Source organism: Massilia sp. Bi118, from assembly GCF_918697865.1.
Classification (GTDB): domain Bacteria; phylum Pseudomonadota; class Gammaproteobacteria; order Burkholderiales; family Burkholderiaceae_D; genus Telluria.
Genome location: NZ_CAKKMV010000001.1, coordinates 53022 through 68007 on the forward strand (window position 1 = coordinate 53022; position 14986 = coordinate 68007).

Below are 14986 nucleotides of genomic sequence, written 5' to 3' on the forward strand. Positions count from 1 at the left end.
GCCCTTAATTCGTGCCGTGGAGAGCGACCCAGCCGTCCAGCTCGGCCCAGACGCTCAGCTTGATGAAGGGGGCGTAGGCCGCGGCCACTTCTTCGGCCTGGCGCGCCAGCACGCCGGACAGGATCAGCGAACCGCCGGGGGCGACGCGGCCGGACAGCATCGGCGCCATCAGCTTCAGGGGGCTCGACAGGATGTTGGCGACCACGATGTCGAAGCGGCTGTCACCGCCCTTCGCCGCGACGAAGTCGTCCGGCACGTGGAAGGCGATCTCGCAGTGGTTGCGTTCCGCGTTCAGCCTGGCCGATTCGATCGCCTGCGGGTCGATGTCGACGCCGATCACGTCGGCGGCGCCCAGCTTCTTGGCGACCATCGCCAGGATGCCCGAGCCGCAGCCGTAGTCCAGCACCGATTTGCCTGGCGCCGGATGCGCTTCCAGCCATTCCATGCACAGTCGGGTGGTCGGGTGGCTGCCGGTGCCGAAGGCCAGGCCCGGATCGACTTCGAGGATCAGGCCGTTCGGATCCGGGGCTTCGTGCCAGCTCGGCACGACCCAGATGTTCTTGCCGATGTGGATGGGTTCGAACTGCGACTGGGTCAGGCGCACCCAGTCGGCATCCGCCACTGGACGGGTAGTAAACGAGGGCACTTGCGCAATGCCGATCGCAGCAGCAGCTTCGGCGACGATCGCCGCCTGGTCCGCATCGACGTCGGTCAGCGCGACCACGCGGCTGTGATCCCATGCGGCCTCGGTCGGCACCATGCCCGGTTCGCCGAACAGCGGCTTTTCGTCGGCGGTGCCTTCGTCGGCGTCTTCCACCGAGACCGACAGCGCGCCCGCTTCCATCAGGGCGTCCGACAAAGCCTCGGCATGCTCGCGCGCGATCTCGATGATGACTTCAGTCCAACTCATTGATCACCCTTGGTCTCGGACTTCGAGCCGATCGCGCCACCCTTCGGCAGGTCCGGCTTGTGGGCCAGCTTCTGCTCCAGGTAATGGATGTTGGTGCCGCCCTCGATGAAGCGGGCGTCGACCATCAGTTCGCGGTGCAGCGGGATATTCGTCAGGATACCCTCGACCACCATTTCCGACAACGCGATCTGCATGCGGCGGATCGCCTGGTCGCGCGTGGCGCCGTAGGCGATGACTTTGCCCACCATCGAATCGTAGTGCGGCGGCACGTAGTAGCCGGCGTAGGCGTGCGAATCGACGCGGATGCCTGGGCCGCCCGGCGGATGCCAGCCGGTGATACGGCCCGGCGACGGGATGAACTTGAACGGGTCTTCCGCATTGATGCGGCACTCGATCGCGTGGCCCGACAGCATGATGTCGCGCTGCTTGAAGCGCAGGCGCTCGCCGCAGGCGATGCGGATCTGTTCCTGGACGATGTCGATCCCGGTGATCATCTCGGTGACCGGGTGCTCGACCTGGACGCGGGTGTTCATCTCGATGAAGTAGAACTCGCCGTTCTCATACAGGAATTCGAAGGTGCCGGCGCCGCGGTAGCCGATCTTGCGGCAGGCTTCGGCGCAGCGCTCACCGATCTTCTCGATGGTCTTGCGCGGGATGCCCGGCGCCGGTGCTTCCTCGATCACCTTCTGGTGGCGGCGCTGCATCGAGCAGTCGCGCTCGCCCAGCCAGACGGCCTGCTTGTGTTCGTCGGCCAGCACCTGGATTTCCACGTGGCGCGGATTCTCCAGGTACTTCTCCATATAGACTTCGGGATTGCCGAAGGCAGTGCCGGCTTCGGTCTTGGTCATCTGCACGGCGGACAGCAGGGCTGCCTCGGTGTGGACGACGCGCATGCCGCGCCCGCCGCCGCCGCCGGCGGCCTTGATGATGACCGGATAGCCGATCTTGCGTGCGGTCTGGATGATTTCCTTCGGATCGTCCGGCAGGGCGCCTTCCGAACCCGGCACGCAGGGCACGCCGGCACGGATCATCGCCTGCTTGGCCGACACCTTGTCACCCATCATGCGGATCGATTCCGGGCGCGGGCCGATGAAGACGAAACCCGATTTTTCGACGCGTTCGGCGAAGTCGGCGTTTTCCGACAGGAAGCCGTAACCCGGGTGGATCGCTTCGGCGTCGGTCACTTCAGCCGCGCTGATGATCGCCGGCATGCTCAGGTAGCTCTGCGCCGACTGCGCTGGACCGATGCAGACGGATTCGTCGGCCAGTTTCACGTACTTGGCGTCCTTGTCGGCTTCGGAGTGCACGACGACCGTCTTGATGCCCATCTCGCGGCAGGCGCGCTGGATACGCAGCGCGATTTCACCACGATTGGCGATTAGAATTTTTTCAAACATGGTATGCGGTGTTTCTGTGAGTGCCGGCGATGCCGGATACAACAGGAGGAAATAGCTTCAGGGGCCGTCTTGCGTGAAGACGGCCCTGATTTTTTGATATTAGCCGATCACGAACAGCGGCTGGCCGAATTCGACGGGCTGGCCGTTTTCCACCAGGATCTTGGTGACGGTGCCGGAGATGTCGGAATCGATTTCGTTCAGGAGCTTCATCGCTTCGATGATGCACAGGGTGTCGCCTTCCTTCACGCTGGCGCCGACTTCGACGAAAGCCGGGGCGCCCGGGGCCGACGAGCGGTAGAAGGTGCCGACCATCGGCGACTTGACCACGTGGCCGGTCTCGGCGGCCGGCGCTGCCGGCGCAGGGGCCGCGGCCGGGGCCGGTGCACCGGCGACGGCCGGCGCCGAGTATTGCTGCACGCCTTGCGGCGGAACCATGACCACCTGATTCTGCGGGATTGCGGAGGACTTGACGATGCGAACCTTGCTTTCGCCTTCGGTCACTTCGAGTTCAGCGATGTCCGATTCGGCGACGAGGTCGATCAATGTCTTGAGTTTTCGTAGATCCATGTGAAACCCCTTGGAATTATTTGTTGTTGAGTATGCGGTGCGTCAGGTGGTTAGCGCGCGTCCGCACAGGATGCGTGAAGTTGACGTAGATTAACGCTCTTTGAGCGCAAAGTCGATGGCAAAACGATAGCCATCGGCTCCCAGTCCACAAATCGTGCCTTGCGCGATCGCAGACAAAAACGAGTGGTGCCGGAACTCCTCACGCTTATAAATATTAGAGAGGTGTACTTCCACGAACGGAATCTCCACTGCTGCCAGCGCATCGCGCAAGGCGACGCTGGTGTGGGTGAGTCCGCCCGGGTTGATGACGATCGCGTCCACCCCTTCCTGCCGCGCCGCATGGATGCGGTCGATCAGCGCGCCTTCATGGTTGCTCTGGAAGCAAACAATGCTTGCACCAGCGCCTGCTGCCTGGGCATTGGCAGCCTGCTCGATGTCGGCCAGCGTGGTAGCGCCGTACACCGCAGGCTCCCGCGTCCCCAGTAAATTCAGATTGGGGCCATTGAGCAGCAGTAGCTTTTTCGCCATGATAAACCGTCTGTTTGCCCGAAAGACAGGCATTTTGCCGCCAACGTTGTGTGTTGGCAAGCGATATAAAGCGCCTGGAATATAAGTGAACGACCGTTCGCTGTCTTGCCCTGTTTCTTACAGCTTGCTCAGATCTGCGCGTAACTCCTCGAATTTCAGCCGTCCCAGGTAAGTCTTGCGTACCTGGCCGTCCGGCCCGATCAGGACCGTGAACGGTAGACCGCCATGGGTATTGCCGAGTTCGCGCGACAGATCGGTACCGCTCATGCCACCCACATAAAGCGGGTACGCAACTTTCGTCTTCTTCACGAATTCATTCAGGTTCGCCGGCGAATCGATGCCGATCCCGATCACATTGAAATGTTTGCCGCCATCCCTGGCTGCCAGTTCGGATAATTCCGGCATCTCCTGCACGCAGGGCGCGCACCACGATGCCCAGAAATTCACCAGCAAGGGCTTGCCCTTCCATTGGCCCAGCGACTGCGGCTTGCCGGCCAGGTCATTCAGCGATTGTGCATACAGATTGCTGACCGCCGTGTGCGGGCGGCCGTCGGTGGGCGCATAGCTGGTCGTCAGCGGTCCTTTGGACTCGGTCTTGACGGCGGCGATGGCGCCGAACACGGCAAAGGCGGCCGCGACAATGGCGTAGCCGAGGACATTCTTTTTATTCATCTTGTTCGAGGGTTTCGTCGGTGATCATCAGGGAACGCAGGCCGGCGGCGTCCACGCGCTGCAGGCGGCCGTCGGCGCGCGGCTTCAGGGCGCCGCGCAAGTCGTTCATTTCATACAGTTCGGCGTGCACCGTCTCCTTCTTCCACTGGAAGCTGACGGTTTCGACCGGCTCGTGGCGGCCGCCCTTGAAGTGCGGCGTTTCCGAGATGTCGATGTCGACGTTGCGGTTCAGCAGGAAGATCTCGACTTCCTTGGCGCTGTCGGCGAACAGCTGCAGGTTGATGGCGTCGTGCTCGCCGGCACTGCCGCTCAGGACGGGGCCAGTGAGGTAGGGTCGAAATTCTTCCAGTTGTTCCATCACCTCGAGCGCGGCGATGCGCAGGTCCTGCAGGCGCGCGGCCTGGGCAGGTCCCTGGAACAGGGCCTGGTAGCGGCGCACTTCGTCCTCGACCTGGATATTGTCCGGCAGATAGTTAGGGGAGGGGCGGTCCACGCCCAGCACCTGGCGCGCGGCCTTGGCCTTGGCGGTGGCATAGTCGGCGCCATCCTGGGCAATCATGCGCGCGGCGATGGCAGCAATACGTCCGCGCAATGTTTGGAGGTCGTCATTTGGCATTGGCATCATGTCCGTGATCATACTCTTGAACGGAAAATGGCATCGCGTCGGGTAAAATCGTGCATTCGTCAATTTCTCGATCACCATGCACATCCACATCCTCGGTATTTGCGGCACCTTCATGGGCGGTCTGGCAGTCCTGGCCAAGGAAGCCGGCCACCGCGTCACCGGGTGCGACGCCAACGTCTATCCTCCGATGAGCACCCAGCTCGAAGCCCAGGGTATCGAACTGATCCAGGGCTACAGTCCGGACCAGGTGGCGCTCAATCCCGACCTCTACGTGATCGGGAACGTGATGACGCGAGGCAATCCGTTGATCGAGGAAATCCTGAACCGCGGCCTGGCTTATATGTCTGGCCCACAATGGATCGGGGAACATATCCTGCGTCATAAATGGGTGCTGGCCGTCGCCGGTACCCACGGCAAAACCACGACCACCTCGATGCTGGCCTGGATCCTCGACGATGCCGGCTATTCGCCGGGCTTCCTGATTGGCGGCGTGCCGATGAACTTCGGCATCTCGGCGCGCCTGCAGGGCGATGCCGATTCCGACTTCTTCGTGATCGAAGCCGACGAGTACGATACTGCCTTCTTCGACAAGCGCTCCAAGTTCGTTCACTACCACGCCAAGACCGCGGTGCTGAACAACCTGGAATACGATCATGCCGACATCTTCCCCGATATCGGCGCCATCGAGACCCAGTTCCACCACCTGGTGCGCACCGTGCCCGGCGTCGGCCGCCTGATCGTGAACGGCGACGAGGCCTCGCTCAGCCGCGTGCTCAAGCGCGGTTGCTGGAGCGAAAAGGAAGCCTTCGGCGCATCCGAAGGCACCGACTGGAGCCTAGTCGAGCACCCCGGCGGATCGAGCTTCGACGTTCTCTTCAATGGCGAACTGCAGGGCACCGTGCACTGGGACCTGACCGGCCACCACAACCGCACCAATGCGCTGGCCGCGATCGCCGCCGCGCGCCACGTCGGCGTGCCGCCCGCCCAGGCCATCGAGTCGCTGGCGCGCTTCCAGAGCGTCAAGCGGCGCATGGAAGTGCGCGGCGTGGTGCGCGACGTGACGGTCTACGACGACTTTGCCCACCACCCGACCGCGATCGCCACCACCGTCGGCGGCCTGCGCCAGAAGATCGGCACCACTGGAAGGATCCTGGCCGTGCTCGAGCCGCGCTCGAACACCATGAAGCTGGGCGCGATGAAGGATGCGCTGCCGGGCAGCCTGAAGGATGCGGATCTGGTGTTCGGCTTCGGCAGCCAGCAGGCGCTGGGCTGGTCGCTGGCAGACGCCCTGAAGCCGCTGGGGAATATCGCCCACAGCTTCGACCAGCTCGACTATATGGTGAAAGCCATCGTGCAGGCCGCCCAGCCGGGCGACCACATCCTGGTGATGAGCAACGGCGGCTTCGGCGGCGTGCACCAGAAGCTGCTGGAGGCGCTGGCGGAATGAGTTCTCCGCATCTCGCAGACGCGCACGTGCTTTATCTGCACGGCTTCCGCTCCTCGCCGAAATCCTTCAAGGCGCGCGTGGTGCACCAGCGCATGGCGCAGCTCGGCCGCGCCCAGGAATTGATCTGCCCGCAGCTGCCGGCTTCGCCGAAGGCGGCGATGGAACTGGTGCTGACCCTGGTCGAGCGCTATCAGGCCAAGGGGGAAAATAAGCTGGCCATTATCGGCTCCTCGCTGGGCGGCTTTTATGCGACCTGGCTGGCCGAGCGCTTCGGCTGCCGCGCGGTGCTGATCAACCCCTCGGTCGATCCGCTGAAGAACCTGGAACACCACGTCGGCGTGACCACGGCCTGGCACTCGGACGAACCCTTCGAGTTCAAGCAGGAATACATCGCCGAGCTGGCCGACCTGAAGGTGGCGCGGCTCACGCGCCCGGAACGCTATTTCCTGCTGGCCGCCACCGGCGACGAAGTGCTGGACTACCGCGACATGGTGGCCCACTACGCAGGGGCGCGCCAGCACGTGATCCAGGGCAGCGACCATGCGGTGTCGGAATTCGAACAATACGTCGACGAGGTGCTGGACTTCTGCACCGGATCGGAAGGAGCGTGAGGCCGGCTTCGCTGCGCCGGGCGCGCTGGCTGGCGCATCCGGACGGCGTGCACGCGCCCGCCGCGATGCGTGACTGGCTTGCCACACCCGGCTCCCTGACCGCCCGCCTGATCGCGCACAGCCGCCAGTTCCGCGTGCAGAAGCTGCGCCAGGCGACTAATCTGTGCCTGGCGGACGAAGCCGCGGCGATCAGCCTGCATCGGCCCCAGCGCGTGTGGGAGCGCGAAGTGCTGCTGCGCTGCGACGGCCAGCCGGTGGTCTTCGGCCACACGGTGGTGCCGATGAGCGCGACCGCGCAGGACTGGCCGCTGTTCTCGGCGCTGGGCGAACGCTCGCTCGGCACGACCCTGTTTTACGATCCGCGGGTGCAGCGCGGCCAACTCGAATTTGCCCGGATCCGCCCGGGCCATCCTTTATTGACGCGCTTGCTTGCGGCGCTTGGCGGGGATGGCGTGCGGCCGGATGCTACTTATTATGCGCGGCGCTGCGTCTATCGCCGCCGTCAAGGCCTGCTGCTGGTCACCGAGGTATTCTTGCCCGCGGTGCTCGATCTGGTGGCGGCGAAATCTGATATGAATGTGAAGTGACATGAACGTATTTTTCGAAGAATCCGGCGACTTCAAGGTCGGCGCCGTGCTGTCGCAGGCGGGCGAGGCCTACCAGGTCGAAATGCCGAGCGGTAAGCGCACCAAGGTCAAGTCGCGCGATGTGCTGCTGCAGTTCGACAAGCCGTCCCCGGGCGAGCTGCTGGAGCAGGCCAAGGCGGTAGCAGGCGAGGTCGACCTCGAATTCCTGTGGGAAGTCGCGGGCCAGGACGAGTTCGGGTTCACGGAACTGGGCGCCGAATATTTCGGCCACGCGCCGCTGCCTTTCGAGGCCGCCGGCCTGGTGCTGGCGCTGCACAATGCGCCCATCTATTTCTATAAAAAGGGCCGCGGCCGCTACAAGGCTGCGCCGGAGCAGTCGCTGCGCGCGGCCCTGGCCGGCATCGAAAAGAAGAAGCAGCAGGCCATCGTGCAGGCCTCCTATGTCGAGGAACTGAAGGCGGGTAAGCTGCCGGACGTCATGCGGCCGCTGGTGCAGCAGCTGCTCTTCAAGCCGGACAAGAACAGTATCGAATTCAAGGCGCTGGAAACGGCCGCCAGCGAGATGCAGACCACGCCGCAGCGGCTGATGCTGTCGACAAAAGGCGTGGCCTCGGCCAAGGAACTGCATATGTCGCGCTTCCTGTTCGAGCACTTCCCGCGCGGCGCCGGCTTCCCGGCCGTGACGGTGCCAGGCGCGCCGGCGGACCTGCCGCTGGCCAAGGTGGCGGCTTTCTCGATCGACGACGTGACCACCACCGAGATCGACGATGCCTTCTCGGTCGAGCAATTGGCCGATGGCCTGGTGCGGGTCGGCATCCACATCGCCGCGCCGGGCCTGGGCATCCGCCCGGACGATGCCATCGACAAGATCGCCCGCGCGCGCATGTCGACCGTGTACATGCCGGGCGATAAGATCACCATGCTGCCGGACGAAGTGGTGGAAGCCTTCACCCTGGCCGAAGGCAAGGATTGCCCGGCGCTGTCGCTGTACGCGACCCTGAACCCGGAGAACTGGTCGGTGCTGTCCACCGAGACCCGCGCCGAGCGCGTGCCGATCAAGACCAACCTGCGCCTGAACGACCTCGACGCGCTGGTGACCGAGGAGGTGCTGGCCAACGGCACCGGCGAATATGCGCACAAGGACGAGCTGGGCCTGCTGTGGCAGTGGGCGCTGCAGCTGGAAGCGGGCCGCATGAAGAAGCGCGAAGCCTTCGGCCTGAAGCCGGAGCAGGCCAACCGCGTCGACTTCAACTTCTACGTCCAGGACGACATCGTCACGATCGTGCGCCGCAAGCGTGGCGCGCCCTTGGACAAGATCGTCGCCGAGCTGATGATCTTCGCCAACAGCACCTGGGGCAAGCTGCTGCACGACTCGGGCGTGCCGGGCATCTACCGCTCGCAGGGGCCCGGCGCCGGCGGCTGGAACACCAAGATCCAGGTGCGCATGGTGACCCACGCGGCGCCGCACCAGGGCCTGGGCGTCGACCAGTACGCCTGGAGCACCTCGCCGCTGCGCCGCTATACCGACCTGGTCAACCAGTGGCAGATCCTGGCCTGCGCCTCGCATGGCGTGACGGCGCCGCTGGTGGCCCCGTTCAAGCACCGCGACGCGACCCTGTTCTCGATCGTTTCCGCCTTCGACGCCGCCTATGCCGCCTACAACGAGTTCCAGCAGAACATGGAGCGCTACTGGTGCCTGCGCTGGCTGGGCCAGGAAAACGCGCGCCAGGTGGACGCCGTGGTGCTGAAGGACGAGGTACTGCGCCTGGTCGAGATCCCGCTGGTGATCCGCCTGCCGGGCATGCCCTCGGCGCCGCGCGGCGCCCAGGTGCGCATGGACATCGTGCGCTGGGACGAAGTCGACCTGTCGCTGGAAGCCCGCCTGCTCGAGGTGGCCGAGCCGACGCCGGAAGCGGCCGCCGAGCTGGCATTCGAGGAGGAAGAAGAAGCGGCTTCCGCAAGCGCGGATACCGGCGAGGCGGCGGCCGAGGAAGCGGTCGAAGCCGAGGGTTCCGTGACAGTCACGGATCCCGCAACGCAAACCGACGTACCCGCCGCGTAATGTAGGGTGGGCACCTCGTGCCCACGCGGATGTTGGCGTTATGTAAACGCTGAACGTGGCCGCGGAGTGCCCACCCAACAACAGCGGCAAATCAGGCTAACAAACTCACAGGCTTGCACGGTAGAATGAATAGTTACCGTCCCATCCCGCAGCACGTGAAGAGCCTCCAACACAACCGTCCCATGATGATCGCCATCGCCTTCTCGGTGCTGGCGCACGCATCCCTGCTGGCAGTCCGCTTTGCGGCGCCGGACGCGTTCCGCCTGCAGCCGACCGATCCGGGGCTGGAAGTCATCCTGGTCAATGCCAAGCACGAGCGCGCCCCGGTCAAGGCCGAGGCGCTGGCCCAGTCCAACCTGGACGGCGGCGGCAATGCGGACGCGGGCCGCGCCCAGTCGCCGCTGCCGGACCTGCGCAAGATCGAGGATGGCGACAGCATCAAGGCCGTGCAGCGCCGCATCGCCGAGCTCGAGCAGCGGCAGAAGCTGCTAACCCAGACCCACGTCTCCGGCTTCAACGCGGCGCCGATCGCCGAACAGGACAAGCCGGACCCGTCGCGCAACGGCGCCGACATGCTGGAAACCAGCCGCGCCATCGCGCGCCAGACCGCCGAGATCACCCAGCGCATCTCCGACCAGAACAAGCGCCCGAAGAAGACCTTCATCAGCCCCAGCACGCGCGGGGTCGGCTACGCCATCTATTACAAGGCGCTGCAGAAGCGGGTCGAAGAGGTGGGTACGCTCAGCTTCCCGCAGCAGAACGGCCGCAAGCTGTACGGCGAACTGGTGATGTACATCCCGGTGTTCCAGGACGGCAGCATCTATGAAAAGGAAGGCGGGCCGCGCATCGAACGCAGCTCCGGCAACCGCGCGCTGGACCAGGCCGCGCTGGGCATCGTGCGCCGCGCGGCGCCTTTCGGCAAATTCCCGGCCAATATGCGGTCCACCGACAAGGACGATCTCTGGATCGTGATCACCACCTTCACCTTCACCCGCGAAGGCAAGCTGCAGGCGGAACTGCGGGAAGAAAAAGGAGCTTGAATCTGCATGAGCGATAAGTATTGCGTGATTGGTAACCCGATTGGCCATAGCCGCTCGCCGGACATCCATGCTTCCTTTGCCGCGGAGACCGGGCAGGACATTGCATATGAGCGCTGCCTGGCGCCGCTGGACGGCTTTGCCGAGACCGTGCGCGGGCTGATCGAACGTGGGTATCGCGGCGCGAATGTCACGGTGCCCTTCAAGCTGGAAGCGGCCAGTCTCGCCACCCGCCTGGAAGAACGCGCGCGCCTGGCCGGCGCCGTCAACACCCTGCGCTTCGAGAACGGCGAGATCGTCGGCGACAACACCGACGGCCCCGGCCTGGTGGCCGACATCGTTCGCAATGCCGGCGTGCCTCTTACGGCCAAGCGCGTGCTGCTGCTGGGCGCGGGCGGCGCGGCGCGCGGCGTGATCCTGCCCATCCTGCAGCATGGCCCGCAGGCGATCGTGATCGCCAACCGCACCCGCGCCACCGCCGACGCGCTGGTGGCGCAGTTTGCGGCGCTGGCTGCGCATCCAGGCCAGGTATCCGCTTGCGGCTTCGAAGACATCGCCGGCGCCTTCGACGTGGTGATCAACGCGACCTCGGCGAGTTTGTCTTCTTCGATGCCGCCGGTGCCGGCCGCCGCGTTCAGCCGGAACACGCTGGCATTGGATATGATGTACGGGAACAAACCGAGCCCGTTCATGGAATTCGCCGCCAGCCACGGCGCGACCACCCGCGACGGCCTGGGCATGCTGGTCGAGCAGGCCGCCGAAGCCTTCGCCATCTGGCGCGGGGTGCGGCCGCAGACCGCTGCCATCCTCGAACAGATGCGATCGAAACGATGACGAAAGCGCTCAAGGCGGGCATGGCGGCGTCAAGCGGCAGGGCTGCGGCGTCCAGCGGCGCCAAAGGCCGGCGCCGCTGGCTGAAGTGGATCATCCTCGGGCCGCTGCTGGCCGTGCTGCTGGTGCAGCTGTACTTCTTTGCGATGGTCTGCTGGTGGACCCAGTTCAACCCCTCGTCGACCAGCATGATGCGCTCGCAATTGTCGACGCTGCGCGAAAGGAACCCGAACGCGAAGCTGGAGCAGGTCTGGGTGCCCTACGAGCGTATCTCGAACAACCTGAAACGCGCGGTGATCGCCTCCGAAGACGCGAATTTCACCGAACATGACGGCGTCGACTGGGAAGCGCTGGAAAAAGCCTGGGAGCGCAACAACAAGCGCCACAAGGTGATCGGCGGCGGCTCCACCATCACGCAGCAGCTGGCGAAAAATCTGTTCCTGTCCGGCTCGCGCAACTACCTGCGCAAGGGCCAGGAACTGGTCATCGCCTACATGCTGGAAACGGTGATGAGCAAGCAGCGCATCCTGGAAATCTACCTGAACGTGGTCGAATTCGGCCGCGGCGTGTTCGGCGCCGAAGCCGCCGCCCGCCACTACTACCGCAGCAGCGCCGCCAGGCTCGACCCGGCCCAGGCCGCGCGCCTCGCGGTCATGCTGCCCAACCCGCGCTACTACGACGCCCACCGCCAGACCAACTACCTGTCCCGCCGCACCGGCGTCATCCAACGCCGGATGAACGCCGCCGATCTCCCCTGAGCCGGGGTCAGGAAATTCGGAAATTCGGGGTCAGAGCACTTTTTGGAAATTCGGGGTCAGAGCACTTTTTGTGGAAATGATGCGGCGGCAGGTTTTTCAGCATCCATCCGACAAATTTGTAGCGATCGACTTGGGCATTTGTCGAAATACGTGCCGTCTGCTAAGCGACGAAATGTGCTCTGACCCCGAATTTCTCGCGAAATGTGCTCTGACCCCGAATTTGGAATCTTGGCCTTAGCCCAGCGGTAAAATTCTTTCCTCCGGGGTGGCCGGCCTCAGGGCTTACGTATACACTTGCGCTGTTTCCGAATCCCGGCCGAGAAAGCAGCGCATGATCAACGTATTTGTCCTACAAAATGGCCGACTGAACCAGGTTGCGATCGCTTCTCGCGCCGATCTGGAGAAAGTAACGCCTGTCTGGGTCGACCTGACCGACCCGACCGACGAAGAGCGTGCCGTCGTCAAGGCGATGTACGACGTTATCCTGCCGGGCGAGGACGAAGTGTCGGACATCGAGGCCTCGGCCCGCTACTACGAGGCGGAAAACGGCGACCTGCACCTGCGCACCGACTTCCTGCTTGAAGAGGAAGAGGGCCCCTCGCGCATCGTCACCGTGGCCTTCATCCTGGCGAAAAAGATCCTGTTCTCGGTCCACAACGACGACCTGCCGGTGTTCCGCCTGGTGCGCCTGCGCGCGCGCTCGCGTCCCGGTTCGATCGAGGACTACATGGACGTGCTGCTCGACCTGTACGCGACCGACGCCGAGTACTCGGCGGACGCGCTCGAAGGCATCTACGAGAGCCTGGAAGAGGTCAGCCAGCGCGTGCTGCAAAAGGAATTCACCGACCAGGACGCGGCCGCCGCGCTGAATGCGATCGCCCACGAGGAAGACTTGAACGGCCGCATCCGCCGCAACATGATGGACACCCGCCGCGCGGTCAGCTTCCTGATGCGCGGCCGGCTGCTGAATTCGGAACAGTTCGAGGAAGCGCGCCAGATCCTGCGCGACATCGAATCGCTGGACGGCCACACCTCTTTCCTCTTCGACAAGATCAACTTCCTGATGGACGCCACCGTCGGCTTCATCAACATCAACCAGAACAAGATCATCAAGATCTTCTCGGTGGCCTCGGTCGCCTTCCTGCCGCCGACCCTGATCGCCAGCGTCTACGGCATGAACTTCGAGTTCCTGCCGGAGCTGCACTGGAGCTTCGGCTACGGCTGGTCGCTGACCCTGATGGTCATCAGCGCGATTGCGCCTTTCTTGTATTTCCGCCACCGCGGCTGGTTGAAGTAAATGCGCGCCGGCCCTGCCGGGCCTCGCGCTAAGCTGTGCACTTGCCCCAACAAGGAGAGTGCATGAATCGAACGACGATCGCGCGGCATCTGGCCGCTTTCGCCATCGGCCTGGCCACCGCCGGCGCCACCCACGCCGCACCCGCCTGGAAACTCGGCCCGGACGGATTCGGCCCCCTGAAGATCGGCATGCGCTTCAGCGAAGCCCGCCGCGTCGCCGGCAAGCGCCTCAAGCCGACCCCGCCGCCGCAAGGCAATCCGCAGTGCGACCAGATGCTGCTGCCCGGGCATCCCGGCGTCTCGCTGATGTTTGTCGACGGCACGCTGCAGCGCGTCGACGTCTACAAGGCGGGTATCCGCACCACCCGCGGCATCGCGCCGGGCGACGCCGTGCGCAAAGTGCGTCAGGCCTATCCGGGGCTGACGGCGACGCCCCACAAATACGCCAGCGGCGAACAATACTTGACTCTCGGTCCCAGCAGCGGCCACGCTTTGCGTTTTCAGACGAACAAGGGCCGGATCGACCGCATCTACGGCGGCCGCTGGCAAGAAGTCCAGCTGGTGGAAGGCTGCTTCTAGGCGCGCCGCTGGACTTAGTTCTTCAGATTGACGAACAAGTTGGCCGCAAACGCCAGGATCCCCAGCGCGGCGACGATTTCCGCCGCGCCCAGCACCGGCACCACCGCCATCTGGCCGAACAGCACCAGGCCCAGCGCCACCATCATCACCGGCAGCGCCAGGTTCATGAGCCAGAAGTGCGCGCGCGCCAGGCGGCTCTCGCCGGCCTTCGGGAACACGCTGTAGATCAGGCCCGCCAGCGCCATCGTGGTCCAGCCCAGCAGGTTGACGTGGGCGTGCACCGGGCGCAGCGTGAAGTTCTGGCTGGCGCCCATGGCGATGCCCATCGAGACGCCGATGATGAGGTAGACGACCGACAGTTTCAGCCAGACGATGCCGGCGCGCGAGAATGCCGGTGCGGAAGGGGTGAGCGTGGTTTGCATGGTATTTTCCCGTACGATGTGTGGATTGGATCGTGAATCGATCTGTATGTAATGCACGCATCGTAGTGACTCGGGAGGCTTATTTGCAGCCCCCTGTGTGGGGGATGGCGCGGCGACCGTTCATCGAAAGGACAAATATGCGACTCAGCGGCAGATGGTGTGTTGTCGCGGCCTGCCTGGCGCTGGCCTGGGCTGCAGCCGCGCGGGCAAAGGCGCCTGCGGACTGGCGGCTCGGACCCGACAGCTTCGGCCCGTTCAAGGTCGGCATGCCGTTTGCACAGGCACAAACGCTCGCACCAGGACTGAATGCAACCCCAGCCAGTCTGCGCGCCAGCAGCGGCTGCGACCAGTTGCCGCTGCCCGGTCACCCAGGCGTCGCGCTGATGTTCGTCGATGGCGGCCTTGCGCGCATCGACCTGTTCCGTCCAGGTCCGCGGACCACGCGCGGCGTCGGTCCTGGCAGCCGCGTGGCGCAGGCGATGCGCGCCTATCCCGGCATGCGCGTCGAGCCGCGCGCCTATGAAGAAAACGAGCGCTTCTTCACGCAACGCAGCGGTGCCAACGCAATCCGCTTCGAGACGGCAAAAGGCCACATCGAGAACGTCTACGCCGGCCGCTGGGCCCAGGTGCAATATATCGAGGGCTGTTTGTAGGAAC

17 protein-coding genes are annotated in these 14986 nt (G+C 64.4%); 10 read left to right on the top strand and 7 right to left on the bottom strand.

Translation table 11 applies throughout. The annotated features are described in order from the left end of the window. Positions 1-4: 4 nt before the first annotated feature. From prmA to LQV39_RS00270, 6 genes are all read right to left on the bottom strand, one after another. Entirely contained in the window at positions 5-910 is a 906-nt protein-coding gene (gene prmA / locus LQV39_RS00245; RefSeq protein WP_230019627.1) for a 50S ribosomal protein L11 methyltransferase, read from the bottom strand. Beyond that, positions 907-2307, bottom strand: coding sequence for an acetyl-CoA carboxylase biotin carboxylase subunit (gene accC / locus LQV39_RS00250; RefSeq protein WP_230019628.1), 1401 nt, complete (start codon positions 2305-2307; stop codon positions 907-909). Before accC ends, prmA begins: the two co-directional genes overlap by 4 nt. A gap of 99 nt (positions 2308-2406) precedes the next feature. Continuing rightward, positions 2407-2874: an acetyl-CoA carboxylase biotin carboxyl carrier protein gene (accB, locus tag LQV39_RS00255; protein WP_230019629.1), complete on the bottom strand. Its 468-nt coding sequence runs from the start codon at positions 2872-2874 to the stop codon at positions 2407-2409. A gap of 90 nt (positions 2875-2964) precedes the next feature. Further along, the gene (aroQ, locus tag LQV39_RS00260) at positions 2965-3402 is read right to left on the bottom strand and encodes a type II 3-dehydroquinate dehydratase (RefSeq protein ID WP_230019630.1); all 438 of its coding nucleotides are present in this window, start codon (positions 3400-3402) and stop codon (positions 2965-2967) included. 117 nt (positions 3403-3519) lie between these two features. Continuing rightward, entirely contained in the window at positions 3520-4074 is a 555-nt protein-coding gene (locus tag LQV39_RS00265; protein WP_230019631.1) for a TlpA disulfide reductase family protein, read from the bottom strand. After that, entirely contained in the window at positions 4067-4699 is a 633-nt protein-coding gene (locus LQV39_RS00270; RefSeq protein WP_230019632.1) for a hypothetical protein, read from the bottom strand. Before LQV39_RS00270 ends, LQV39_RS00265 begins: the two co-directional genes overlap by 8 nt. A gap of 76 nt (positions 4700-4775) precedes the next feature. On the opposite strand from LQV39_RS00270, the gene mpl reads away from it, so the two are divergent. The 9 genes from mpl (at position 4776) to LQV39_RS00315 (ending at position 13907) form a co-directional block, all read left to right on the top strand. Beyond that, positions 4776-6146 (top strand): UDP-N-acetylmuramate:L-alanyl-gamma-D-glutamyl-meso-diaminopimelate ligase, encoded by a 1371-nt coding sequence (mpl, locus tag LQV39_RS00275; RefSeq protein WP_290368520.1) that lies wholly within the window; start codon positions 4776-4778, stop codon positions 6144-6146. Beyond that, a complete protein-coding gene (locus LQV39_RS00280) occupies positions 6143-6757 on the top strand; it encodes a YqiA/YcfP family alpha/beta fold hydrolase (RefSeq protein WP_230019633.1) in 615 nt (204 codons plus the stop codon). The genes mpl and LQV39_RS00280 overlap by 4 nt, the downstream gene beginning before the upstream one ends. Continuing rightward, positions 6754-7344 carry a chorismate lyase gene (locus tag LQV39_RS00285; protein ID WP_230019634.1) on the top strand — a complete coding sequence of 197 codons (591 nt, stop codon included), beginning with the start codon at positions 6754-6756 and terminating at the stop codon, positions 7342-7344. Before LQV39_RS00280 ends, LQV39_RS00285 begins: the two co-directional genes overlap by 4 nt. Position 7345: 1 nt before the next feature. Further along, on the top strand, positions 7346-9406 hold the full coding sequence (locus LQV39_RS00290) for an RNB domain-containing ribonuclease (RefSeq protein WP_230019635.1): 2061 nt from the start codon (positions 7346-7348) through the stop codon (positions 9404-9406). A 125-nt stretch (positions 9407-9531) separates the two neighbouring features. Continuing rightward, entirely contained in the window at positions 9532-10446 is a 915-nt protein-coding gene (locus tag LQV39_RS00295; RefSeq protein WP_230019636.1) for a TonB C-terminal domain-containing protein, read from the top strand. Between the two features lie 6 nt (positions 10447-10452). Next, entirely contained in the window at positions 10453-11277 is an 825-nt protein-coding gene (gene aroE, locus LQV39_RS00300) for a shikimate dehydrogenase (RefSeq protein ID WP_230019637.1), read from the top strand. Positions 11278-11297: 20 nt separating this feature from the next. Then, positions 11298-12032 (top strand): monofunctional biosynthetic peptidoglycan transglycosylase, encoded by a 735-nt coding sequence (gene mtgA / locus LQV39_RS00305; protein ID WP_230020097.1) that lies wholly within the window; start codon positions 11298-11300, stop codon positions 12030-12032. A 331-nt stretch (positions 12033-12363) separates the two neighbouring features. After that, on the top strand, positions 12364-13329 hold the full coding sequence (gene corA, locus LQV39_RS00310; protein WP_230019638.1) for a magnesium/cobalt transporter CorA: 966 nt from the start codon (positions 12364-12366) through the stop codon (positions 13327-13329). A gap of 62 nt (positions 13330-13391) precedes the next feature. Beyond that, complete coding sequence (locus tag LQV39_RS00315) at positions 13392-13907, top strand: hypothetical protein (protein ID WP_230019639.1); 516 nt, start codon at positions 13392-13394, stop codon at positions 13905-13907. A 14-nt stretch (positions 13908-13921) separates the two neighbouring features. Here LQV39_RS00315 and LQV39_RS00320 read toward each other — a convergent pair whose 3' ends face one another. Next, the gene (locus LQV39_RS00320; RefSeq protein WP_230019640.1) at positions 13922-14329 is read right to left on the bottom strand and encodes a cbb3-type cytochrome c oxidase subunit I; all 408 of its coding nucleotides are present in this window, start codon (positions 14327-14329) and stop codon (positions 13922-13924) included. A 137-nt stretch (positions 14330-14466) separates the two neighbouring features. Here LQV39_RS00320 and LQV39_RS00325 point away from each other — a divergent pair, with 137 nt between their 5' ends. Further along, positions 14467-14982 carry a hypothetical protein gene (locus LQV39_RS00325; RefSeq protein WP_230019641.1) on the top strand — a complete coding sequence of 172 codons (516 nt, stop codon included), beginning with the start codon at positions 14467-14469 and terminating at the stop codon, positions 14980-14982. Positions 14983-14986: the final 4 nt, after the last annotated feature.